Source organism: Rhodococcus sp. ENV425 (assembly GCF_002887785.1).
Lineage (GTDB): Bacteria > Actinomycetota > Actinomycetes > Mycobacteriales > Mycobacteriaceae > Rhodococcus > Rhodococcus aetherivorans.
Genome location: NZ_PCZU01000271.1, coordinates 23,279 through 47,147, shown reverse-complemented (window position 1 = coordinate 47,147; position 23,869 = coordinate 23,279). Strand labels below are relative to the sequence as shown.

Genomic DNA, 23,869 nt, shown 5'->3' with positions numbered 1-23,869 from the left:
CATCATGACCACCACACTCGACAACCCGAAAGCACTGCTCGACCTGGTCGGGCACGAACTCGGCCGCACCGACTGGCGCGAGATCACCCAGGAGCAGGTGAACCGGTTCGCCGACGCCACCGGCGACCACCAGTGGATCCACACCGACCCCGACCGGGCGGTGGCCGGACCGTTCGGCACCACCATCGCGCACGGCTACCTCACCCTGTCGCTGACGCCGATCGTGCTCGCCGAGGTACTCGCCATCAACCACCTCGGGATGGCAGTGAACTACGGGGTGAACAAGGTCCGATTCCCCGCGCCGGTCCCGGTCGGAGCCGAACTGCGCGCCACCGTCACCCTCACCGCCGCAGTGGAGAAACCCGCCGGCATCGAGGCCGTGTTCACCCTCACCTACGAGATCCGGGGCGGGACGCGGCCGGTGTGCGTCGCCGAGGTCGTCGTCGTCTACCGATGACCGGAGACGCTCGCACCACGCAGCGCACCCTCACCGTGGGCCGGCAACGCATCCGGGTCCACATCCGGCGCGGGTCGGGGGTGCCGCTGGTGCTGTGCAACGGGATCGGCGCCGGGCTCGAGGTGCTCGACCCGTTCGTCGCCGCCCTCGACCCGGCCACCACGATCGTCCGGTTCGACGTCCCCGGCGTCGGCGGGTCGCGGACCTCGTTCGCGCCCTACGGGTTCGGCTACCTGGCGCGGCTGCTGGGACGGGTCCTCGACCGGCTCGGTATCGGCGTGGTGGACGTACTCGGCCTGTCCTGGGGCGGCGCGCTGGCCCAGCAGTTCGCCTTCCAGAACCCGCGCCGGTGCCGGCGACTCGTGCTCGTCGCCACCGCCACCGGGGCGCTCATGGTGCCCGGACATCCCCGGGTGCTCGCCAAGATGCTCACCGGTCGCCGGTTCACCGACCCCGATCACACCGCAGCGATCGCCGGCCAGATCTACGGCGGCACCGCGAGAAACCAGGGCAGCGACATCGCCGCCCTCTTCGACACCCAGTCCCACGCCGGATCGACGATCGGTTACCTGCACCAGCTGCTCGCCGGCGCCGTGTGGACCAGCCTGCCGATGCTTCCCCTCATCCGCCAACCCACCCTGATCGTCGCCGGCACCGACGACCCCATCGTTCCGATCGTCAACGCCCACATCCTGCACCGACTGCTACCCCACGCCACCCTGTACCTGCGCAACGGCGGACATATCGAACCGATCACCAACGCCGGCAGACTCGCCCCGGTGATCGACGCCTTCCTCCACGAACCCGAACAACGATGATGACGATCACCCACGACCGCCGACGCACGCACTCGCGGCCGCCGCCCGCGCGGGGGACCGTCCCCGCGCTGCCGAACAGCCGTCGGTGCGACACGGTGCACGTGATCATCGGTGTCCCCGGCGGCGATTTCGATCGGCGCCATCCGGGGCGTGTCTCACCGCCGGATCGAGCGTATCTTGAGGTGACATAGGTGTTCTCTCCGGGGCGAGAGGTGGGGCCGGACATGAAGCCGTTGGCCCGCTACGCCGCGATCACAGGGTACGCCGACCTGTGCGCGTCGCTGGGCACGGATCCGACGCCACTGCTGCGCAGCGTCGGGCTCGATCCCGCCGGGTTGGGGCTGCCGGACCGGTGGATCCCCGCCGTCGCGATCGCTCGCCTGCTGGAACGCTCGGCCGCCGCGACCCGCTGCCCCGACTTCGCGCTGCGGCTCGTCGAGCGTCGGCGCTTTGCCAGCCTCGGCCCGGTGAGCCTGGTCATCCGGGAGGAACCCGACGTCCGCAGTGCGCTGAAGTTCCTGATGCGCTATCAGCACATGTACAACGAGGCTTTGCGGCTGCGGTTGGTCGAGGCAGAGGACGTGGCGACGATCCGGGTGGGGCTCGAGCTGGGCGAACCCGCCGACACCCGGCAGGCCACGGAACTGGCGATGGGGGTACTGCACGGGCTGTTACGCGATTTCCGCGGCGGCCGCTGGCAGCCCCTGGCGGTCTGCTTCACCCATTTCGCCCCCGAGGACACCAGCGCCCACCTCGAGGCGTTCGGCCCGATGGTCAAGTTCGACCAGGAGTTCTCCGGAATTGTCCTCTACACAAGCGATCTCGACGCTCCCAACGCCATGTCGGGTCCCTCGATCGGACCGTATGCGCGCCAATTCCTCGACACCATCGACACCCGGCCCGAGGCGACGCCCGTCACCCGGGTCCGCGAGCTGATCGAACTGCTGCTGCCCACCGGGCGATGCTCGGTCGAGCAGGTCGCCCGCAGCCTCGGGGTCGACCGGCGCACCGTACACCGCCATCTCGCCGAGGCAGGGCAGAACTACACCGCGGTGCTCACCGCCACCCGCGTGGACCTGGCCGAACACCTCGTCGCCGGCCGCCGCTACTCGCTCACCGAGGTCGCCGATCTGCTCGGCTTCTCCTCGGCAAGCAACTTCTCCCGCTGGTTCAGCAACGAATTCGACTGCAGCCCAAGGCAATGGCGCGCCCAACACCGGACGGACACCGCCGTGCAGGCCGGGAACGCGCTGGTATGACACCGGCATCCGCGCGAACGCGGCGTCCCATATCGAATACACCGTGTCCCGATAGGGACAGTATGCCCTGCCGAATCCGGATACCGTGAGGTGCGTCGCAATTCAGGCCCTGCGGGGAGGTCCCCAGCCGGGTCGGTGACCGTGGCCCGTTCGATCGCGGCGACGTTGATCCCGGCGAGCCGGTCACCGCGAAGTGTCCGTAATGCACCGACGTGGAACAGATCTCGGTCACCCACCGAGCCTGACGGACCCGACCCCACGTCGAATACCTCGACCGGGCCGGGATGCCCGGGCCGACATGACGAAGAAGGAGAGTGTGCAGCGTGCTGGATGCTACCGCGGCCGCGGAGTCCGACCGCAGGGATCCCGACCACGACACGTCGGGCGGAGCGGATACGCGGCCGGCCGCGGGCGTGGGGACCGGCCAGGCCGAGTCGGGCGGCCGAGGCGGAGACGGGCGCAGCGGCGGCCGCGGCACCCGGCTCAACGGGAAGGTCGCGCTCGAACGGGCGCGTGCATCGCTGCCCGGATTGGTGTTGTCTGCCGCCGCGGCGGCGGTGGCAGTTGTCGCGGCGCGCCTGTTGGGTGGGATCAGCCCTCTGCTGATCGCGATCCTGCTCGGCGCGGTGGTCGCGAATCTGGGAACGCTGCCGACGGTCTTCGAGCCGGGTGTGACCGTCGCCTCGCGGCGGCTGCTCCGTATCGGAGTCGCGCTGCTCGGTCTGCAACTGCTGCTGCCGAACGTGCTGGCACTGGGGTGGGGGACGCTCGCGGTGGTCGCTGCGGTGGTCGGCCTGGGCATCGCCGGGTCGATGGCGCTCGGGAAGTTGCTCGGGATCGGCTGGACGCAACGGCTGCTGATCGCGTGCAGTTTCTCAATCTGCGGTGCCGCGGCCGCGGCCGCGGTCGACGGCGTGGTGAACGCACGTAAGCGGGAACTGGTGACCACCATCGCGCTGGTCGTCGTCTTCGGCACCGTGATGATTCCGGCTCTTCCCGCGGCTGCGGCCGCCCTGGGTCTGGACTCGACACAGGCGGGAATGTGGGCCGGCGCGGCGATTCACGAGGTGGCGCAGGTGGTCGCGGCCGGCGGCGCGCTCGACGCGGGGTCGTCGGCCGCGGCGGTGGGCGGCGGTGCCCTGGCCATTGCAGTGACGGTCAAGCTGGCCCGGGTGGCGCTGCTGGCGCCGGTGGTCGCGTGGATCGGGGTGGCGTCACGACGCCGCACCGCCACGCCCACGCAGACGCGGCGACCGCCCTTGGTGCCGCTGTTCCTGGTCGGATTCCTCGCCTGCGTGGCGCTGCGGGCCACCGGTGTTCTCGGACCGGGGTGGCTCGACGCCGCGCGACTGACCCAGACCGCGCTGCTCACCGCCGCGATGTTCGCGCTCGGCACCGGGGTCCGGCTGTCCGTGTTGCGCGGTGTCGGGTGGCGGCCCTTCGCTCTCGCCGCCGCCTCGACGATCATCGTCGCCGCGACCGCGCTCACCGGGGTGCTGCTGGTCGGCTAGCCGGTATGTGGGCGCCGACCCGCCGACGACGAAGGCCCCGGCTGCGCGATGCGCGGTCCGGGGCCTTCGGGAGAGCCGATGACGGGAATCGAACCCGCGTATTCAGCTTGGGAAGCTGATGTTCTACCATTGAACTACATCGGCACGCTGGGCTTTTGCCGATTTCTCGGCTCCGTCCACGCTCGTCGCACACTGTAGCAGACTCCGCACGGACGACGTCACATCCACCCCGGAGCGTTCCGTTTCGAGGGGGAGGTTGTTGCGGCAAACGCCGAGTGGAGGCCTCCGGAACCACCCCCTCGTCGCCGGAACCTCCCGCTCGCCCCCGCCGCGACAGCGGCGCGTCGCACCCCCACACTGGGAGCATGAAGGCCACGGGGGAGCGGTCCGAGGCGTCCGAGCTGGCTCGGCTGCTGCTGGACGAGGTGGGCGCGGCGACCGGGGGCGTGCAGGCGATGCACCGCAGCATCTCCGACCGGGTGTTCGGGGCGGTCGCACTGGGCGTCGGGACGCCGGCGCTCGCGGTGAAGGCCGCGCACGACGCGATCGCCGACGGGGTCTATTCCGCGATCAGGGGTGCCGCCGCGGCGACGGGGAAGCTGGCCGCGCTCGGGCTCGCGGAGTCCACCGGCGACCGGTTGCCGTCGGAGAGCGTCCGCGGGGCGATGGCGATCGCCGCGGTCGAGGGCCTCATCGGCGACGTCCTCGAGGCCGAGGGCTCACCGCTGGCGCTGCCGATGTCGGTGCGGGTGGACAGCCGGGCCGTGCCACTCACGACCGAGGGCCTCGCCCGCGCGTTCCCGCACGCGACGGGCCGCGTGGTGGTGTTCGTCCACGGTCTGATGGAGACCGAGACGACGTGGCGGTTCGGCGGCCGCCGCACCTACGGCGAACGACTCGTCGACGATCTCGGCTGCACGTCCGTGTTCGTCCGCTACAACACGGGCCGGCGCATCTCCGCGAACGGTCGGGAGCTGTCGGCGCTGCTCGACGCGCTCGTGCGGGCGTGGCCGCGCAAGGTCGAGCAGCTCGCGTTGATCGGCCATTCCATGGGTGGGCTCGTCGCGCGCAGCGCCTGCTTCTACGGCACCGAGACCGATGCGGCGTGGACTCATCGTGTGCGCCATGTCGTTTCGCTCGGATCCCCGCATCTGGGGGCGCCGCTCGAGCAGGCGGTGCACTACGCGAGCGCCGCGCTCGTCGCAGTCCCGGAGCTGCGGCCGTTCGGGACGCTGCTGCGACGGCGCAGCGCCGGCATCCGCGACCTGAACCAGGGCGCCGTGGTGGACGAGGACTGGTCCGGTCGCGGCATCGACGACCTGCGCCGCGCCGTGTGCCGGGAGGTGCCCCTGCTCGACGGGGCGATGCACTGCTTCGTGTCGGCGACCCTGACGCGCAGCCCGGCTCATCCGCTGGGGCGGTTGCTCGGGGACGGACTCGTCCTGGTGCCGAGCGCGTCGGGGCACGGCCGGACCCGGCGCATCGGCTTCCGCATGGAGGACGGCATGCACCGGGCGCCGGCGCACCATCTGACGCTGCTCAACGACGACGAGGTCTACCGGCAGCTGCTGATGCGGCTGCGTACCGGCCCCGGAGGGGCTAGACCAGCGGACGGCCCGTCCGGATCCGCCGGCGCAGATCGGCCATGAGCAGCCGGTAGGGCGCTTCGCGCAGCGCCACCGGGAGCCGCGAGTTGACCGCCCCGAGGGTGCGCATGAGCCGGTCGAAGCGGCGCTGGTCGCGCGGGCTCCACGGCAGCCGCATCCGGTCGCGGAACATCGGCGGCAGGAAGCCGGCGGTGAGGAACAGGTTGAGCCGGCCGAACAGCAGCGACACCGGGCGGGGCAGGAACCGCATGGCGGCGATGGCGTAGAGATGGTCGCGCACGACGTCGTCGATGTCGACCTTGGCGAGCGCTTCGTTCCAGTACTCCTCGAACGCCTCGCGGTCGATCGGCCACATGTCGGGCTTGACCTGCAGGGTGGTGCCGAAGGTGGCGCCCTTGCGGTAGTACCACTCGACGGCCTCGGCCGGGATCGGTCCGTAGAGCGCGTGGTGCACGTCCTCGAAGCCGCGGTAGATGCACGCGGCCACCCACAGCTGCAGTTCGGGGTCGAAGGCGTTGTATTCGACCGGGCTCGCCTCGGTGGAGCGGACGTGGCGGTGGGCGGTGTTGACGGCGCGCCGGAAGAGCTGCTTCTCCTCGTCGGTGCCGGTGGCCGCGACCGCCAGGTAGGTGAGGGTGGTGCGGGTGCGTTTGATCGGATGGTCGAACAGCCGGCCGGAGGCGACACGGCTCTCGACGACGCCGTAGCCGACGCCGGGGTGGGACAGCTGCATGATGACGTTCGCCGCGCCGGCCATGAGGCCGAGGCCGTCCATGACGTCGTCGAACTCGGCAGGCTTCTCGAGGGTGGTCACGAGGTCGATCCCTTCGTCCGTCCTATATGTGAACACGACTGTAGTCAAATATATGATCGGGGTAAAGAGCTCTCCTGAGAAGATGGACGGATGGTGACAGGACGGCTCTACGGGGGACGCGGGGGAGAACAGCGGCAGGCGGAACGGCGGGCGCAGCTCATCGAGGCCGGGCTCGACATCCTCGGCGGACCCGACGGCGATCACACCCTGTCCGTCCGCGGCGTGTGCAAGCGCACCGGCCTGGCCTCACGCTACTTCTACGAAAACTTCCCCGATCGCGACGAACTCACCGTCGCCGTGTACGACCACGTGATCCAGCGGATCGCCGAGAGCACCCTGCGCGCGGTCACGGAGGCACCGCGCGACGAACGGTCGGTGGTCCGGGCCGGCGTGGAGAACATCGTCCGCGAGGTCGCCGAGGACCCGCGCATGGGCCGGCTGATCTTCTCCGTCAGCCAGGCCAACCCCCAGCTGGTGAGCCGGCGACTCGAGTCGTCGCGCATGTTCGCCGGGCTGGTGACGGCGCAGGCGGTGGACTTCTTCGAGGTGAGCTCGACGCCCCGGCTCGACCTCGCGGCGCACTTCGTCGTCGGCGGCCTCGCACAGGTGCTCACGGCGTGGCTCGAGGGCGACAGCCCGCTGAGCCAGGACGAGGTGATCGAGGCCTGCACCGATTTCCTGCTCACGATGTCGTCGCAGGCCCGCTGACGCGACCGGCGGCGACGGACATCCGGCGCGGCTGACAACCTCGAGCGCTCTCGAGCCGCCCGGTGCGGGTTGTTAGCCTCTACCTCGTGCTGCTCTCCGATCGCGACATCCGCGCCGAGGTCGCCTCCGGGCGTCTCGGCATCGACCCCTTCGATGCGGCGATGGTGCAGCCGTCGAGCGTGGACGTACGGCTCGACAGCCTGTTCCGCGTCTTCAACAACACCCGCTACACGCACATCGACCCCGCGCAGCGCCAGGACGAGCTCACCTCGCTGGTGCAGGCCCCGCCCGGGGAGCCGTTCGTGCTGCACCCGGGCGAGTTCGTGCTCGGCTCGACGATGGAGACGTGCAGCCTGCCCGACGACCTCGCCGGCCGGCTCGAGGGCAAGTCGTCGCTCGGCCGCCTCGGGCTGCTCACCCACTCCACGGCCGGGTTCATCGACCCGGGCTTCAGCGGGCACATCACCCTCGAGCTCTCCAACGTCGCCAACCTGCCGATCACGCTGTGGCCGGGGATGAAGATCGGGCAGTTGTGCCTGTTCCGGCTGACCAGCCCGGCCGAGCACCCCTACGGCAGCGCCGCCGTCGGGTCGAAGTACCAGGGCCAGCGCGGCCCGACGCCGTCGAAGGCGTATCTCAACTTCGTGCGCGAACACCCCGACGCCCGCCCGAGCTGACCGGGCGGTTGTCGCGTCGAAGGGGCGGTTGCTGCGCTGGCCTCTCGCCGTTCGCCGCAACAGGCGCCCCCTCGACACGAGATCCTCCCGTTCAGCCGCCACTTCACAGTCCGGACCGCGATTTCCTGCCAGCGTTCGCACGGTGCCCGGCATAGTGTGAACGGGACAGGGGAGCCGGGTGCGTCCGTCCCGCGAACAGTTCGTCGATGCGGCACTGCGGTGCAGGAGGAGGCGGCCATGTACGGGTGCGAACGGATCGTCCCGGGCGGCGGACGCGGCCTCGGGGGTGTGCGATGACCGCAGCCCCGCATCCGGACGTCGCCGACCTCGTCCTCGCCGGCGGCGGGGTGAAGGGCATCGGCCTCGCCGGTGCCGTCGTGGCTCTGGCCGACGCCGGATACCGGCTCAACCGGGTGTCGGGCACGTCCGCGGGGGCGGTGGTCGGCGCCATCGTCGCGGCCGGATCGAAGGCCGGATGGACGGGCGAGCAGATGCGCGACGCCGTCTTCGGGATCAAGTACCGCAAGTTCCTCGACCCGGGGCCCGTCGAACGGATTCCCCTGCTGGGTCCCGCATTCGGGGTGCTCCGGGGGTCGGGGATCTACCAGGGCGACTACGCGCACGCCTGGATCCGGGACACGCTGAAGGACCTGGGCGTCAGCACCTTCGGGGATCTGCGGATGGAGGACGACGACATCCCGGAGGAGCGACGGTACCGGCTGGTGGTCACCGTCACGGACATCACGCGGGGCCTGCTGGTCCGGCTGCCGTGGGACTACCGGTCGGTCTACGGCCTCGATCCCGACGAGCAGTCGGTGGCCGACGCGGTGCGCGCGTCCATGTCGATCCCGTTCTATTTCCGGCCCGCGACGCTCACCGCCACGTCCGGGTTGACGTCGACACTGGTCGACGGCGGGCTACTGTCGAACTTCCCGATCGACTCGCTCGACCGGATCGACACCGAGCAACCCCGCTGGCCCACCTTCGGCGTCCCCGTGCTGCCGAACCTGCCCGCCGACAACGACAAGGTCCTCCCACCGCTGCGGCTGCTGCGTCCGTTCTCGGCCCTCGGCGACTCCCCGGAGCTGATCGAGGGCATCGTCACCACCGTGCTCGTCGGCCGCGACCAGGCCCACCTCAACCAGCCGTGGGTCAGCGCCCGCACGATCCGGGTCGACTCGACCGAGGTGGGGGTCCTCGACTTCCACCTCGACAAGTCCGAGATCGAGGCACAGTTCGCCAAGGGGTACGAGGCGGCGCAGGGGTTCCTGTCGACCTGGAACTGGGTGGAGTACGTCAAGCGCTACCGTTCCCACGGAAAGAGATGGTGATCCCATGACGGCGCCCGCAGACAGGATCGAATCACTCTTCGCTGCAACGAAGATCGGCGCCCTCGTCACGCTGAAGCGGGACGGGCGGCCGCAGCTCTCCAACATCGTGTACCACTACGACCCCGGCGCCCGAACGTTCTCGGTCTCCATCACCGACGGGCGGGCCAAGACCGCGAACATGCGCCGCGACCCGCGCGTGAGCCTGTATGTCAGCGCCGCCGACGGCTGGGCGTACGCGGTCGCGGAGGGCACCGCCGAACTGTCGCCCGTCGCGAAGGACCCGCACGACGACACCGTCGAGGAACTTGTCGCCCTGTATCGGGCGGTGCAGGGCGAACACCCGGACTGGGACGAGTTCCGGGACGCGATGGTCGCCGACCGCCGGCTCGTGCTGACGATGCGGGTCGAACGGTTCTACGGGATGGCCGGACCGACCGGCTGATCCGGACGAAGGGGGGAAGGCGATGCCGCGTGCGTCGACAACAGAATTCGCAGCCTCCACTGCGGGGAAGCAGTTCCTCCGCGCCTACGATGCCGTGCTCGCGAAGTGGCCGGCGGACGTCGGCGCAGTGACGGTCGAATCGGAATTCGGCACAACGCATATCAACGTCTGCGGCCGCGAGGACGCGCCGCCGGTCCTCCTGCTGCCCGGAGGGGGAGCGACGTCGACGGTGTGGTTCGCCAACGCCGCCGCGCTCGCCACCCGGTACCGGGTCCTGGCGGTGGATCCGATCGGTGACGTGGGACGGAGTGTCGCGCACGGAAAGCCGATGCGCAGCGTGGACGATCTGCTGTCGTGGCTCGACGGCATCGCGGCCGACGCTCGGCCTGTCCTCGTTCCGGCTGGCCGGCCACTCGTACGGGGCGATGATCGCGCTCGCCTACGCGCTCGAACGCCCCGAGCGGATCTCGAACATGGTGTTGCTCGATCCGAATTCGTGCTTCGCCGGGATGCGCGCACAGTACCTCGCCCGCGCGATCCCCCTGCTGCTCCGGCCGAGCGACCACCGCCAGCGCAGCTTCCTCGCGTGGGAGACCGGCGGCCGGCCCCTCGACGCGGACTGGCTGAACCTCGCCGCCCAGGGCGCCGAGCACTTCCCGACGGCGAAGCTGGTCGTCCCGAAACGCCCCGCACGTCCCACCCTCGCCGGGCTCGCGGTCGACACGACGGTGATTCTCGCGGCCGGCAGCAAGATCCACGACAGCGCGCGGGTGGCGGCCGCGGTCGCGGCGACGAGCTCGCGGCTGCGGCCGGTGATCGTCGAGGGAGCAACGCACCACACGATGCCCATGGTCCCGGCCGCGGAGGTGAATTCCACCCTTCTCGGCGCGCTCGGCTGACCGTCGATTCCCGCACGGTCTCGTTCAGTGGGAACGGCGATGTGCGGCATGTCACAAGCCCCTACGTTCGGTCGGTAACAGGCCGTGCGCATCGACGTCCGTCCTGAAATCGACTGTGCGCGCGAGCGCTTCGAGGAAGGGGCGAGATGCCGGTCGCAACGGGCAGGTTTTCCATCCGGCGGTGGACGGCCGCCCTCGGGACGTGCGCGGTGCTGGCGGCCGCGTGCGGCTCCGAGGTGTCCGAGCACTCTGGTGTCGCCGACCCGACGATCCCCCTGCGCTACGCGACGGTCTTCGGCGCGTCCTCCTTCGACCCGCACAAGACCAAGATCACCAGTGACGCCACGATGCTCAACCTGGTCTACGACCGGCTCGTGCACCGCGACGTCGACGCGCAACCCGTCCCCGGCCTGGCCGAATCGTGGGAGCTGACGGACGAGTCCCTCACCCTGCATCTGCGCGAGGGGGTGAGCTTCGCCGACGGTTCCCCCGTGGACGCGGCCGCCGTCCGGGCCAACCTGAACCGCGCCCTCGAACCGGACTCGGTGACCGCACCGATGCTCGCCGGGGTCACCGGCATCACGACCCCCGACGATCGCACCGTCGTGCTCGCGCTGGACCGGCCCGGCGCCCAGCTCGTCCTCGCGCTGTCCGACCTGGCCGGGATGATCGTCGACCCCGACGCATTCGGAACCCCGGAGAAGAACGCCGCGCTGGCGCTCACCCCGGCCGGTGCCGGCCGCTACACGGTCACCCGCGCGCAGCCGGGCGCCGAGTACGAGTTCGCCGCGCGGCCCGGCTACTGGGATCCCGACGCGGTCCGCACCGACAGCGTGGTGTGGACCGTGATGACCGATCCGCAGGCCCGGCTCAACGCCGTGTCCTCCGGAGACCTGGACGCCGCCATCACCACGCCACTGACCATCGATGCCGCCGAGCAGCAGGGCCTTCGGGTCGAGACGGCGCTGCGGCTCGACCACATGGCCATCAACCTCAACCGGTCGCGTGGGGAGTTCGGCAAGCCGGAGGTGCGGCAGGCGCTGGCGTACGCGATCGACCGGCAGTCCATCGCCGACACCGCGATGGAGGGCCACGCCGAGGCCGCGACGCAGAACTTCCCGAAGGACTACTTCGCCTACGAGCCCGACCTGGCCGGAGCCTACCCGTACGACCCCGACAGGGCGCGGGAGCTCCTGGCACAGGCGGGACTGCCGAACGGGTTCTCCTTCACTGCGATCCTGCTCAACCTGCCCGAGAACGTGCAGGTGGCCCAGATCGTGCAGCAACAGCTCGCCGAGGTCGGCATCGACATGCAGTTGAAGCCGATGCCGCCGTCCGAAGCCTCCCCGACGTTCAACCGCGGGGACGCCGACGCCGTCGTCACCACCTTCACCGGCCGGTCCGATCCCGCCCTGCTGTTCTCCTCGCTGTACGGGGCGGAGTCTCCGCAGAACCCGTCCCGCAGCACGGCCCCCGGATTCCAGGAGGCCCTGGATGCGGCCAACCGCGAGTCCGATCCGCAGGCGCGCGCCGGCAAGCTCGGCGACGTGTCGAAGCTGGTCAGTGACAACGCGCTCGCGATCCCGCTGGTGTTCTTCGAGCTCGGCTCCACCCTGACCGATCAGGTCGTGGGCTACGAACCCACCCTGCTCGTCGACGAGTGGCGCGGCGTCGGCGTCGCCGCCCCGTGAACCCCTCGACGACCCGAACCCCCCGAGGAATCTGATGTTTCACAGATCGATGAAGGCCGCCCTGTCCGTGCTCGCCGTCGCCGTCGCGGTGGCCGGGTGCGGCAGTTCCGCGGCGACGGACGCCGCGCAGACCGTCGACCCGAACGCGACGTTGCGCTATGCCACCACCTACGGTGCGTCGTCGTTCGACCCGCACAAGACGAGGATCACCAGCGACTCGATCATGCTCAACCTGGTCTACGACCGGTTGGTGCACCGTGATCGGGACGCGAATCCGATTCCCGGGCTGGCCGAATCGTGGGAGTTCGCCGACGACGGGTCCACCCTGACGCTGCGCCTGCGGCAGGACGTGACGTTCTCCGACGGCACCCCGTTCGACGCCTCCGCGGTGGTGGCCAACCTCGAACGGGCGATGCAGCCCGACTCGATCACCGCCGCCATGCTCGCCGGCGTCGCCGCCGTCGAGGCCCCCGACCCGCAGACCGTGGTCCTGCGACTCGACGGCCCGGGCGGGCAACTCGTGCTCACCCTCTCCGATCTGCCCGGAATGATGGTCAACCCCAACGCGTTCGGCACCCCCGACAAGGACGCCGCCCTGGTGCTGACCCCCGCCGGCACCGGACGCTACACCGTCGCGCACGCACAGCCCGGTGCGCAGTACGAGTTCGTCGCCCGGGACGGCTACTGGGATCCGGAGGCGGTGCAGGCCCGCGCCTTCGAGTGGATCGTGATGACCGATCCGCAGACCCGGGTGAGCGCGGTGGCCTCCGGTCAGCTCGACGCCGCGATCGCCACCCCGCTGTCCGTCGACCCGGCCGAACAACAGGGCCTCGAGTCGCACGTGCAGACCACCCTCAACAACTACGTGCTCAACCTCAACCGGACCCGCAGCGAGTTCGGGAACCTCGAAGTGCGGCAGGCACTCGCCCACGCCGTCGACCGGGAGGCCGTCGTCGAGACCGCACTCGAAGGACACGGCGAGGCCGCCAGCCAGAACTTCCCCTCCGGGTACTTCGCGCACAACGCCGCCCTCGACGGCCAGTACGCGTTCGACCCCGAACGCGCGAAGGCCCTGCTCGCACAGGCCGGTGTGCCGAACGGATTCTCGTTCGTCGCCGGCGCGTCGAACCTGCCGGAGAACCAGCTCATCGCGCAGATCATGCAGGAACAGCTGGCGCGGGTGGGGATCACGATGGAGATCCGGTCGATGACGCCGACCGACCTCAATCCCGCATTCAACCGCGGCGAGCTCGACGCCATCCTCACCACCCTGACCGGTCGCGCCGAACCGTCGCTGCTGCTGACCTCGTACTACGGGCAGGACTCGCCGCAGAACCCGTCGCACGACGATATCCCCGGCTTCCGGGCGGCGATGGAAGCAGCCAACCGGGCCACCGATCCCGGCGAACGTGCCGCCCTGCTCGGGGAGGTGAACGCGGTGGTGATGGATCACGCCGCGATGTTGCCCGTCGCGTTCGCCGACCTGGGTGCGATCACCTCCGGCACCGTCGTCGGCTACGAGCCGAGCCGGGTGCTCGACGAGTGGCGCGGCGTCGGGGTGGCCGCGCCGTAACACCCGTCTTCCCCCCACCCCGCGTCCCGTCTCCATCCCATGCCGAGAATCGGAGAACATCATGGCCCGTCGTACGAGACTCGCCCTGGGCGCCGCGCTGGCCGTCGCGCTCCTCGCCGGGTGCGGGTCCGCCGGCACCGCGACGTCGGACGCCGTCGACCCCCAGGCGACGCTGCGGTACGCCACCACCTACGGGGCGTCGTCCTTCGATCCGCACAAGACCCGGGTCGCGCAGGACAACATCATGCTGACCCAGGTGTACGACCGGCTGGTGCACCGCGACCGGGACGCGAACCCGATTCCGGGACTGGCCGAGTCGTGGGAGTTCTCCGACGACGGCCGCACCCTCACCTTCCACCTGCGGGAGGGACTGCAGTTCCAGGACGGCACCCCGCTGGACGCACAGGCGGTCAAGGCCAACCTCGAACGCGCCCAGGAGCCGGACTCGATCACCACCACGATGCTCGCTCCGGTCGAGGCGATCGAGACCCCCGACCCCACCACGGTGGTGCTGCGGTTGACCGGACCCGGCACACAACTCGTCCTGACCCTGTCCGATCTGCCCGGAATGATGGTCAGCCCGAATGCGTTCGGCACGCCGGAGAAGGACGCCGCCCTGGTGCTGCGACCCGTCGGCGCGGGCCGGTACATCGTCGCCGACGCCCAGCCCGGCGCATCGTACGACTTCGTGGCCTGGGACGGCTACTGGGATCCGGAGTCGGTGACCGCCGGACGCTTCGAGTGGGAGGTCGTCACCGACCCACAGACCCGCATCAACGCGATGGCGTCGGGCGAACTCGACATCGCGATGGCCACGCCGCTCTCGATCGACCCCGCCGCCGCACAGGGCCTGGACTCGCAGGTGCAGACCAGCCTGAACCACTACGTCCTGCACTTCAACCGCACCCGAAGCGAATTCGGCAATGTCGACGTGCGCCGGGCGCTGAGCACCGCGATCGACCGGCAGGCTCTTGTCGACTCCGCCCTCGAAGGTCACGGCGAGGCGGCCAGCCAGAACTTCCCGCAGGGCTACTTCGCCTACAACCCGGAACTGGCCGACCGCTACGCCTACGAGGAGCGGGCCGCCCGCGAGACGCTCGCGGCCGCCGGCCTGCCCGACGGGTTCACGTTCACCGCCGGGGTGATGAACCTGCCCGAGAACGAGCGGATCGCGCAGATCGTCCAGCAGCAGCTCGACGCGATCGGGGTCACCATGCAGATCCGCCTGCTCAGCCCGGCCGAGATGTCACCGGTCTTCAACCGGGGGGAGCTCGACGCCGTGCTCACCACCTTCTCCGGACGCGCCGATCCGTCGCTGCTGCTGGCCACCTACTTCGCCCCGGATTCGCCGCAGAACCCGTCGCACGACGTCACTCCCGGCTTCGCGGAGGCCCTGGCCGCCGCGAACGCCGAACCGGACCAGCAGACCCGGGGACGGCTCATCGGCGACGTCTCCGCCACGGTCGTGGACCAGGCACTGATGATCCCCCTGGCCTTCGCCGACCTCGGCGCCACCCTCACCGACCGGGTCGTCGGATACCAGCCGTACCGCGCATTGGACGAATGGGGAGGGATCGGCCTCACGGCCGCCGAATGACCGCTGCGGCAGCGCCCCGAGCGACACCTCGAGAGATGTAAAGGACCGGCAGGATGCTTCGATTGATCGGCCAACGGCTGCTCGCGGTGCTACCGCTGCTGCTGATCGCCACCGCCATCACGTTCGGCCTGATATTCCTGATCCCGGGCGATCCCGCCCATCGGATCGCCGGGGAGAGCGCGACACCGCAGCAGATCGAGGCGGTGCGCGTGGATCTCGGCCTCGACCAGCCCGTCGTCGTGCAGTATCTCGACTTCCTCGGCGGTCTGGCGCGAGGTGACCTGGGGACGAGCTTCACCTATCAGGCCCCCGTGCTCGAGATGATCGTCGACCGGCTGCCGGTGACCGTGTCGTTGACCCTCGTGTCGGTGCTGGTCGCGCTGGCAGTGGGTATTCCGGCCGGCATCATCGGCGGCAGCCGCCCCGGCAGCTGGCAGGACCGGACCACCAGCCTCGGGTCCACGCTGGGCGTCGCGACACCGAATTTCGTGCTCGGTCTCATCCTGGTGCTGGTGTTCTCCCTGCAGTTGAAGGCACTCCCCGCGACCGGGTACACACCGCTCGCAAAGGGGCTGTGGCCGTGGCTCAGCCACCTGCTGCTCCCGGCGATCGCGCTGGGACTGGCTGCCGCGGCCGAGATCGCCCGCCAGTTGCGCAGTTCCATGATCGACGTGATGCAGCAGGACTACGTCCGCACCGCCACGGCCAAGGGGCTCGGGCGACGTGCCGTCCTGTGGAAGCACGCCCTCAAGAATGCGTTCATCCCCACCGCGACGGTGCTCGGCATGCAGATCGCCTTCCTGCTCGGCGGCACGGCGGTCATCGAGTCGGTGTTCGGGCTCAAGGGACTCGGGGACTTCGCCGTGCAGGCCGTGCTGTCCGGCGACCTGCCCGCCATCCAGGGCGTGGTGATCTTCGGTGTCTTCGCGACGGTCGTGATGAGCCTGCTCGTCGACATCTCGTACGGCTACCTCAACCCCCGGACCAGGAGCGCCGCATGAGCGAAACCATCACGCCGCCGAAGACCGTCGAGGATGCGTCCCCGGTTGTCGTCGAATCCCCGCGCCGCCGGTTCCTGCGCCGGTTCCGTGGCCGCCGCGCAGCCGTCGCGGCGGCCGTGTTCCTGACGCTGATCACGGTGCTGGGTCTCGCCGCGCCGCTGATCGCGCCGCATGATCCGCTGGTGCAGGAACTGACGGCGCGCCGGCTGCCGCCGCTGAGCGAGGGCTATCTGCTCGGCACGGACAACCTCGGCCGGGACACGCTGTCGCGGTTGCTCTACGGCGCGCGGGTCGCCGTCTCGGCCGCGGCGATCTCGGTGTCGGTGGGGCTGGCGTTCGGCGTGATCCCCGCGCTGACGGCGGGGTTTCTCGGCGGCCGCTGGGACGCGCTGCTGTCCCGGATCGCCGACGCCTTCCTCAGCTTCCCGCCGCTGCTGCTGGCGATGGCGATCGTCGGCGTCATGGGGCCGAATCTCACCAACGCGATGATTGCCATCGGAATCGTCTTCGGGCCCAGGTTCTTCCGCGTGGTGCGCGGCGCGGTGATCGCGGTGCGGGAGAACACCTTCGTCGAGGCGTCCCGCAGCATCGGCACCCCGACCGCGTGGATCGTGCGCAAGCACATTCTTCCGCACACCCTGTCCCCGCTGATCGTGCAGGTCAGTCTCGCCTGCGGCTTCGCCATGCTCGCCGAATCCTCGCTGAGTTTCCTCGGCCTCGGGGTCCAGCCGCCCGACCCGAGTTGGGGGCGGATGCTCGCCGAGGGACGCGAGGCCTGGAACTACACCGCCTGGCCCGTCCTGATTCCCGCCGTCGCCATCGTCCTTGCCGTGCTGGCCTGCAACACCCTCGGTGACGGCATCCGCGATTCGGTGGGCCGCGAGAACCGGAGCGAACGATGATCGAACCACTGCTGAGCGTCGACGGCCTCGGCGTCGAGTTCGCCACCGCGTCCGGCTGGACGCCGGTCCTGCAGGACGTGTCCTTCGACGTCGCGGCCGGCGAACTGGTCGGGCTGGTCGGGGAGTCGGGCTCCGGCAAGTCCGTCACGTGTTCCTCGGTGCTGCGGCTGCTGCCGCCCCGGCAGTCCCGAACGGTCGCCGGCAGCATCCGGTTCCAGGGACGGGACCTGCTGACCATGCCTGCTCGCGAACTGGAGTCCGTGCGCGGCAACGACATCGCCATGATCTTTCAGGAGCCGATGACCAGCCTGAACCCGGTGTTCACGGTCGGTGACCAGATCACCGAGGTGGTGCGCCGGCACCGCCGCATGAGCCGGAAGGACGCCACGGCCCGGGCCGTGGAGGTACTCGACCTCGTCGGAATCCCGAATGCCGCACGCCGGGTCCGGCAGTATCCGCACGAGTTCTCCGGGGGCATGCGGCAGCGGGTGATGATCGCGATGGCCCTGGCGTGCGAGCCGAAACTGCTCGTCGCCGACGAACCCACCACCGCGCTCGACGTCACCATCCAGGCACAGGTGCTCGATCTGATCCGCGAGATGGCCGGACGATTCGGCATGGGGGTGCTGTTCGTGACCCACGACCTCGGCGTGGTCGCCGACCTGTGCACGGAGGTGGTGGTGATGTATGCGGGACAGGTGATCGAACGGGCCCGCACCGAGGCGCTCTACGCGGCGCCCCGGCATCCGTACACCGAGGGCCTGCTGCGATCGGTGCCCGACATCGGCGGCCGGACGGACCTGCACACCATCCCCGGCTCACCACCGCCGCCCGGCTCGATCCCCGTCGGCTGCCGGTTCGCACCGCGCTGCGCGCACCGGGCCGACGAGTGCGCCGTCGACGTGCCGCTGCGGCCGGTCGGCGACGACCGCGTATCGCGCTGCGCGCGGGTGACCGATCTGATCCTGGAGGGAACCTCATGACTGTGGACGTCGTCGAATCGGCCGCGAGCGCACCGCTGCTCAGCGTGCGGGGCCTGCGGGTCGAGTTCCCCGTCCGGGGCCGGATGTCGCGTAAGAAGCGGACGATCCGCGCGGTGGACGGGGTCGGCTTCGACATCCGGCCCGGCGAGACCTTCGCCCTGGTCGGGGAATCCGGATCCGGAAAATCCACCACCGCCCGCGGCATCCTGCGGCTGGTCGACGTCGCCGCCGGCTCGGTGGTCCTCGACGGCGTCGACCTCACCACGCTGAACCGGTCGGAACTGCGGGGTGCGCGGCGCAACATGCAGATGGTGTTCCAGGACCCGTACTCCTCGCTGGATCCGTCGCGCACGGTCGGGGACGCCATCGCCGAACCGCTCGAGGTGCACACCGACCTGGACGCCGAGGCTCGGCGTCGGAAGGTGCGCCGCCTGCTCGAACAGGTGGGGTTGCGGCCTGAGCACGCCGAGCGCTACCCCTACGAGTTCTCCGGCGGCCAGCGCCAGCGCATCGCCATCGCGCGGGCCATCGCGGTGGAGCCGAGGCTGGTGATCGCCGACGAGGCGGTGAGTGCCCTCGACGTGTCCACCCAGAACCAGGTCATCGCGCTGCTCGAGGAGCTGTCCGCCGAGCTGGGCATCGCATATCTGTTCATCGCCCACGACCTGGCCGTGGTCCGGCACATCGCCCACACCACGGCGGTGATGTACCTGGGCCGGATCGTGGAGTGGGGGCCGTCGGAACGGCTGTTCACCGAGCCCGCGCATCCGTACACGCAGGCGCTGCTGTCCGCGGTGCCCGTCCCGGACCCCGTGCGGCAACGCACCCGCGTACGGATCCGGCTCGACGGCGAGCTGCCCGACCCGGCGAATCCCCCGGCCGGATGTGCGTTCAGCTCCCGCTGCCCGCAGGTGATGCCGGTGTGCCGGGAACGCCGACCGGAGACCACCGAGGTGCCCGGCGGCGGGCAGGTGGCCTGCCACCTCGCGTGACGCGTTCGGCGGTGCGACGATCACGCGGCCGGCGAACCCCGGAACTCTCTTCCTCCACCTCGATCCAGCCGGTTCAGTGGAACGTGCCGACGTGCTCTGCCTGGTGCAGCGCCCAGGCGGCGTTGACCAGTCCGATGTGGCTGAACGCCTGGGGGAAATTGCCCAGCTGTTCCCCGGTGGCGGAGTCGATCTCCTCGGCGAGCAATCCCACGTCGTTGACGTAGCCCACCGCGCGTTCGAAGACCTCGGCACCTTCGTCGGTGCGACCGGCCAGGGCGAGGGCCTGGGCGAGCCAGAAGGTGCACAGCAGGAAGGTCCCCTCCTGGCCCTCGAGGCCGTCCACCCCCGCCGCGGTGTGGTAGCGGTGAACCAGGCCGCGGGCGTCGGTGAGCCGCTCGCGGACGGCATCGATCGTGGACAGCACCCGCGGGTCGTCCGGGGGAAGGAAACCTACGATCGGCAGCAGCAAGGCGGTGGCGTCGAGGTTCGATGCGCCGAAGGACTGCGTGAACGAACCGAGGGCCTCGTTCCACCCCTGCGTGAGCACCGCATCTCGGATCTCCTGGGCGGCGGCCGTCCATGCCTCGACATGGCCGTCGGCGTGGAGCCAGTCGGCCAGGGCGACAGCACGGTCGAGGGCCACCCAGCACATGACCTTGGAGTGCACGAAGTGCCGCGGCTCGCCGCGGACCTCCCAGATGCCGTTGTCGGGTTGGCGCCAGCGTGCCGCGGCGGCGTCGGCGAGGCCCACCAGGAAGTTTCGAGTCGGACTGTCGAGCGAGCCGACCTGGTCACGGAGCTGGGCGGCGGCGTCGAGCAATTCGCCGTAGGTGTCGAGCTGGGGCTGGGTCCAGGCACCGTTCCCCACCCGGACGGGCTTGCTGCCACGCCAGCCGGAGAGGTGCGGAAGGGTCCGCTCCGACAGGTCGTGCTCCCCGCCGATGCCGAACATGATCTGGAGGGGGCGGTTGGTGTAGGAGCAGGCAGCGGCAGTGGCCATGAAATCGAAGAACTCGTGTGCCTCGTCCGGACAGGCAGCGACCCACAAGGCCTGCATGGTCATGCTGGCGTCGCGCACCCAGGAGTAGCGATAGTCCCAGTTGCGCGCACCGCCGACCTGCTCGGGAAGCGAGGTGGTGACTGCCGCCACGATCGCGCCGGTGGGCTGGTAGCTCAAGGCCTGCAGCACCCGTCCCGAGTGGTGGACCAGGTCGCGCGCGCGGCCCTGGTAGGCCTGGTGCTGCGCCGACCAGTCCTGCCAGCCGGTCGTCGTGTCGTCGACCGCTGCCCTGACGGCGGCTCCGGGACGCACCGGCGGGACGGGTGCGCCGAGTGCCGCGTGCTGCAGCGCGAAGTACGCGCTCTCCCCGGCGTGCAGGTCGAACTGGGCCCGGGCTGCGCCGCCGCCGACCTCGAGGGGCACCGTGCTCGACAGGGTCAACCGGCTCGCCCCACCGGCGGCCGTGATCCCGCCGTCGACGGCGGTCAGTACCGGCGCGACGAGACCGTACTCCGGACGAGGCCGGAACAGCAGCTCCGCGCTGACGCTGCCGCGGGTGCAGGTGACGGTCCGGGCCAGCATGTGCGGCGCATGCTCCCCCAGGCGATGGGGGTCCTGCGCATCCCCGAGGATCAGGGCATCGCGCAGCTCGAGGATCCCCCCGCCGGTATGGAAGAGCGTGCGAAGAACCATGCTGCCCTCGACGTACTCGCGCCGAACCCGGAATTCGCCGGCCGGCCGGATCGACCAGTGCCCGGCGTTGTCGTCGAGGATCGCGGCGAAGATCGAGGGGCTGTCGAAGCGGGGCATACACAGCCAGTCGATCGAACCGTCGGACGACACCAGTGCGGCCGAGTGCCGATCCGAGAGCAGTGCGTAGTCGCCGATGGGCAGCGAACTCATGCCGGTGCCGGCCCGGTCGTCGCCGTCGGTGCGTCGCGGGTCTCCCGGTCGGCGGGGTCACCGGCTGCGAGGGCGGTGTCCACCACGATCTCCGAGTGCAGGGTCCGGTGCACCGGACAGCGGTCGGCGATGTCGAGCAGACGCTGCCGCTGTTGCTCGTCGAGAACACCGGCGAGGTGGATCACGCGTTCGATCTTGTCGAGCCGCCCGGTCCGGGTCTCGCAGTCCTCGCAGTCCGCGGCGTGGATCCGGCTGTGACGCAGGGAAACCGTCACGTTCTCCAGGGGCCATTGCTTGCGGTCGGCGTACATGCGCAGCGTCATCGATGTGCAGGCGCCGAGGGAGGCGAGCAGCAGGTCGTACGGCGAAGGCCCGGTGTCGTCGCCCACCGGTGTGGGCTCATCGGCGGTGATCAGGTGCCGGCCGAGGGTGATGCGCTGCCCGAACCGGGTGGCTCCGTTCCCGGTGACCTCGACGACGCCTTCGGCCGAGGCCGGCGCGGTGGGCGCCTGCGCCGCAGTGTTCTCGTCGAGGTACCTACTCGCCCATGTCGCCAGCAGCGAGGCGGCGAACCGGGCGTCGGACTGCCGGGAGAGCAGGTGGTCGGCGCCGTCGAGGGAGAGGAAGGACTTGGGGTGGCGGGCGGCCGCGAAGATCTGTCGGGCGTTGTCGATGCCGACCGTGTCGTCGGTGGGGGAGTGCATCACCAGCAGTGCGGTACCGGGCCGGTGGATCCGCTCGGTCCCGGCCGGGGCACCGATCGTGATCACGGCTCGCGTCTCGGGCACGTGCTCGCTCGCCGCGAGGACGGCCGTGCCGCCGCGGGAGTGGCCGATCAGGATGCTGGGAGCGGCATGGTGGGTGCGCAGGAAATCCGCCGCACGCACGAGGTCGGCGACATCGGGACCGGAGGTGGTGCCGGCACAGTCCCCGCCGGACCCACCGCGACCGGCGAAGTCGAAGCGCAGGACGGCGATGTCGTGCTCGGTGAGGACCTCCGAGATCCGCGCCGCCGCCGGTACGTCCTCGCTGGAGGGGAAGCAGTGCGCGAACAGTGCGAACGCGCGCGGCGTGCCCTCCGGCAGGTCCAGCCGGCCCGCCAGTTCCGTAGCGCCGGAGCCGGCGAAGTGGAGTCTCTCGCTGTGCATGCTGCCGCTCCCTTTCACCCTCTCGCCCGAGGCTATCTCGTCCTCGGGAAACCCGGTGAGAACCGCGGAAGATCCGCACCCGCAGGGGTGATCACGGCGTCTCGCCCGGTGCGCCGGGCCGCGGATCAGTACAGCGGGCCGCCGCCGAACGCGGCCCGATGCGAATCCGGTTGATTGCCTTCGACGTCGACGACCCCGTAGTCGAGGGCGGTCTCGGCGGTGATCAGGGTGCGCCCGCTGCGCTCGTTCACCTTCGGATCGTTCGCCAGCGCGACGATCACGCGGCCGACGAACTCCGGGGTCTCGGCGTTGGCGAGGGAGAAGCCCTCGAAGTTGTCGATGCCGCGGGCGAGCATCGCCTCGTTCTTCACCAGTCCCGGCCACAGCGACAGGGCGGTGACGCCGGTGCCGGCGAGATCGACGGCCATGTCGGCGGCCATCTTGTCGAGGCCGGCCTTCGAGATGCCGTACAGCACCGAGTGCAGGTAGCCGCGGGTGCCGAACGACGAGATGTTGACGATCATCCCGCTGCCGCGCGGCACCATCAGCTGCGCGGCGTCGACGGAGGCCACGTAGTGGGCGCGCAGTCCGACGCCGACGAGACTGTCCCAATCGCTGATCGGGCGTTTCCAGAACGGCTCGGAGAAGCCCGCGAACCCGGGCGGGCTCGCCCACACGTTGTTCACCAGCAGGTCCAGCCGGCCGCCCTGCTCGTCGGCGATGCGCCGGAACAGTGCCCGGATCTGCTCGTCGTCGGTGTGGTCGCACTGCACCGCGATGCCGAGCCCGCCGCGTTCGGTGACAGTCGCGGCGGTCCGGTCCAGGGGGCTGTCGGTGCCGACCGGGCCCCGCGCGGTGACGTAGACGGTCCAGCCGTCGGAGCCGAGGGCGCATGCGATGCCCTTGCCGACGCTGCGGCTCGCGCCGGTGACGAGGGCGATCCTGCGTTCGGTCATGTCAGAACACCACTTTCACGTCGTCGGTCAGGGCCCGTTCGATGGACCAGTGGACGCGCACGTGGCACCGGGCGATCTTCCACCTGCCGTCTTCGATCGCATAGTCGTCGTCGTAGTCGAGTGCGCTCACCCGCTCCGTGCGGGCACGCAGGTCGACCTGCCGGAACCGCAGCGTCCAGGCGCCGGTGGCGGTGCCGTCGCCGGTGAGTTCGATGCTGGGGTGCATGCCGTGGTGCATGTCGAGCACGATGTACCGGTCGTCGACGCGTTCGAGGGCGATGCGGGCGTAAACGTCGACGAGAGCGTCGGCGTCGTCGAAGCTGCCGAGGGCGGGGCCGTAATAGATGTCGGCGCCCGTCGCGACGAAACAGTCGCGCATGGCCTTCGGGTCCTTGGCGTCGCACGCGCGGAAATACCGGTGCTTGAGCATCCGGATCTCCTCGAGCGCTTCGAGGCGGGCCAGTCGCTCTTCGACGGTCATGGCGTCGTCCTTCCGTCCTGCGGATACAGCGGCGAGCGGACCGTAGCGCCGGGGGGCTCCTCTCGGCATCGGTCGTCCCGGTGATCGGACCGTGGCGTCATCCTGTCATAGAACTTGTT

The 23,869-nt window shown here is 70.2% G+C and carries 21 protein-coding genes, 1 tRNA gene and 1 pseudogene; 17 read left to right on the top strand and 6 right to left on the bottom strand.

The annotated features are described in order from the left end of the window. Positions 1–4 precede the first annotated feature (4 nt). From CQZ88_RS25170 to CQZ88_RS25150, 4 genes are all read left to right on the top strand, one after another. The gene (locus CQZ88_RS25170) at positions 5–457 is read left to right on the top strand and encodes a MaoC family dehydratase (RefSeq protein ID WP_102800464.1); all 453 of its coding nucleotides are present in this window, start codon (positions 5–7) and stop codon (positions 455–457) included. Next, positions 454–1,275, top strand: a complete 822-nt coding sequence (gene phaZ, locus CQZ88_RS25165) for a poly(3-hydroxyalkanoate) depolymerase (protein WP_102800463.1) — start codon at positions 454–456, stop codon at positions 1,273–1,275. The genes CQZ88_RS25170 and phaZ overlap by 4 nt, the downstream gene beginning before the upstream one ends. Before the next feature lie 224 nt (positions 1,276–1,499). Then, positions 1,500–2,534: an AraC family transcriptional regulator gene (locus tag CQZ88_RS25155; protein ID WP_006947579.1), complete on the top strand. Its 1,035-nt coding sequence runs from the start codon at positions 1,500–1,502 to the stop codon at positions 2,532–2,534. Between the two features lie 314 nt (positions 2,535–2,848). Continuing rightward, complete coding sequence (locus tag CQZ88_RS25150; RefSeq protein WP_029545801.1) at positions 2,849–4,045, top strand: YeiH family protein; 1,197 nt, start codon at positions 2,849–2,851, stop codon at positions 4,043–4,045. 73 nt (positions 4,046–4,118) lie between these two features. On the opposite strand, the gene CQZ88_RS25145 is transcribed toward CQZ88_RS25150, so the two are convergent. Beyond that, positions 4,119–4,189 (bottom strand) — tRNA-Gly (locus CQZ88_RS25145). Between the two features lie 221 nt (positions 4,190–4,410). Here CQZ88_RS25145 and CQZ88_RS25140 point away from each other — a divergent pair. Further along, the gene (locus CQZ88_RS25140; protein WP_102800462.1) at positions 4,411–5,694 is read left to right on the top strand and encodes a triacylglycerol lipase; all 1,284 of its coding nucleotides are present in this window, start codon (positions 4,411–4,413) and stop codon (positions 5,692–5,694) included. Here the strand turns inward: CQZ88_RS25140 and CQZ88_RS25135 are convergent. Beyond that, the gene (locus tag CQZ88_RS25135; protein ID WP_084648583.1) at positions 5,645–6,466 is read right to left on the bottom strand and encodes an oxygenase MpaB family protein; all 822 of its coding nucleotides are present in this window, start codon (positions 6,464–6,466) and stop codon (positions 5,645–5,647) included. The genes CQZ88_RS25140 and CQZ88_RS25135 overlap by 50 nt on opposite strands. 90 nt (positions 6,467–6,556) lie before the next feature. Here CQZ88_RS25135 and CQZ88_RS25130 point away from each other — a divergent pair, with 90 nt between their 5' ends. From CQZ88_RS25130 to CQZ88_RS25075, 12 genes and pseudogenes are all read left to right on the top strand, one after another. Beyond that, a complete protein-coding gene (locus tag CQZ88_RS25130; RefSeq protein WP_006947584.1) occupies positions 6,557–7,174 on the top strand; it encodes a TetR/AcrR family transcriptional regulator in 618 nt (205 codons plus the stop codon). 86 nt (positions 7,175–7,260) lie between these two features. Next, positions 7,261–7,851 carry a dCTP deaminase gene (gene dcd, locus CQZ88_RS25125; RefSeq protein WP_006947585.1) on the top strand — a complete coding sequence of 197 codons (591 nt, stop codon included), beginning with the start codon at positions 7,261–7,263 and terminating at the stop codon, positions 7,849–7,851. Positions 7,852–8,144: 293 nt separating this feature from the next. Next, positions 8,145–9,182: a patatin-like phospholipase family protein gene (locus tag CQZ88_RS25120; protein WP_102800461.1), complete on the top strand. Its 1,038-nt coding sequence runs from the start codon at positions 8,145–8,147 to the stop codon at positions 9,180–9,182. A 4-nt stretch (positions 9,183–9,186) separates the two neighbouring features. Beyond that, positions 9,187–9,624, top strand: coding sequence for a PPOX class F420-dependent oxidoreductase (locus tag CQZ88_RS25115; protein WP_006947587.1), 438 nt, complete (start codon positions 9,187–9,189; stop codon positions 9,622–9,624). 22 nt (positions 9,625–9,646) lie between these two features. Further along, positions 9,647–10,523, top strand: a pseudogene (locus tag CQZ88_RS25110) (alpha/beta fold hydrolase). A gap of 146 nt (positions 10,524–10,669) precedes the next feature. Then, positions 10,670–12,214 (top strand): ABC transporter substrate-binding protein, encoded by a 1,545-nt coding sequence (locus CQZ88_RS25105; RefSeq protein ID WP_102800460.1) that lies wholly within the window; start codon positions 10,670–10,672, stop codon positions 12,212–12,214. Between the two features lie 49 nt (positions 12,215–12,263). Next, positions 12,264–13,787 (top strand): ABC transporter substrate-binding protein, encoded by a 1,524-nt coding sequence (locus tag CQZ88_RS25100; protein ID WP_037201145.1) that lies wholly within the window; start codon positions 12,264–12,266, stop codon positions 13,785–13,787. Positions 13,788–13,848: 61 nt separating this feature from the next. Then, on the top strand, positions 13,849–15,384 hold the full coding sequence (locus CQZ88_RS25095) for an ABC transporter substrate-binding protein (RefSeq protein WP_006945902.1): 1,536 nt from the start codon (positions 13,849–13,851) through the stop codon (positions 15,382–15,384). Positions 15,385–15,437: 53 nt separating this feature from the next. Beyond that, positions 15,438–16,385 (top strand): ABC transporter permease, encoded by a 948-nt coding sequence (locus CQZ88_RS25090; protein WP_006945898.1) that lies wholly within the window; start codon positions 15,438–15,440, stop codon positions 16,383–16,385. Continuing rightward, positions 16,382–17,287, top strand: coding sequence for an ABC transporter permease (locus CQZ88_RS25085; RefSeq protein ID WP_006945896.1), 906 nt, complete (start codon positions 16,382–16,384; stop codon positions 17,285–17,287). Before CQZ88_RS25090 ends, CQZ88_RS25085 begins: the two co-directional genes overlap by 4 nt. After that, a complete protein-coding gene (locus CQZ88_RS25080; RefSeq protein ID WP_050035822.1) occupies positions 17,284–18,270 on the top strand; it encodes an ABC transporter ATP-binding protein in 987 nt (328 codons plus the stop codon). Before CQZ88_RS25085 ends, CQZ88_RS25080 begins: the two co-directional genes overlap by 4 nt. Beyond that, positions 18,267–19,262 (top strand): ABC transporter ATP-binding protein, encoded by a 996-nt coding sequence (locus CQZ88_RS25075; RefSeq protein WP_180987082.1) that lies wholly within the window; start codon positions 18,267–18,269, stop codon positions 19,260–19,262. The genes CQZ88_RS25080 and CQZ88_RS25075 overlap by 4 nt, the downstream gene beginning before the upstream one ends. A 73-nt stretch (positions 19,263–19,335) precedes the next feature. On the opposite strand, the gene CQZ88_RS25070 is transcribed toward CQZ88_RS25075, so the two are convergent. The 4 genes from CQZ88_RS25070 to CQZ88_RS25055 form a co-directional block, all read right to left on the bottom strand. Next, positions 19,336–21,165 (bottom strand): glycoside hydrolase family 15 protein, encoded by a 1,830-nt coding sequence (locus CQZ88_RS25070; protein ID WP_102800458.1) that lies wholly within the window; start codon positions 21,163–21,165, stop codon positions 19,336–19,338. Beyond that, positions 21,162–22,313 carry a bifunctional alpha/beta hydrolase/OsmC family protein gene (locus CQZ88_RS25065; RefSeq protein WP_006945888.1) on the bottom strand — a complete coding sequence of 384 codons (1,152 nt, stop codon included), beginning with the start codon at positions 22,311–22,313 and terminating at the stop codon, positions 21,162–21,164. The genes CQZ88_RS25070 and CQZ88_RS25065 overlap by 4 nt, the downstream gene beginning before the upstream one ends. A gap of 125 nt (positions 22,314–22,438) precedes the next feature. Then, the gene (locus tag CQZ88_RS25060) at positions 22,439–23,269 is read right to left on the bottom strand and encodes an SDR family NAD(P)-dependent oxidoreductase (protein WP_102800457.1); all 831 of its coding nucleotides are present in this window, start codon (positions 23,267–23,269) and stop codon (positions 22,439–22,441) included. Position 23,270: 1 nt separating this feature from the next. Further along, the gene (locus CQZ88_RS25055; protein ID WP_043798437.1) at positions 23,271–23,750 is read right to left on the bottom strand and encodes a nuclear transport factor 2 family protein; all 480 of its coding nucleotides are present in this window, start codon (positions 23,748–23,750) and stop codon (positions 23,271–23,273) included. Positions 23,751–23,869: the final 119 nt, after the last annotated feature.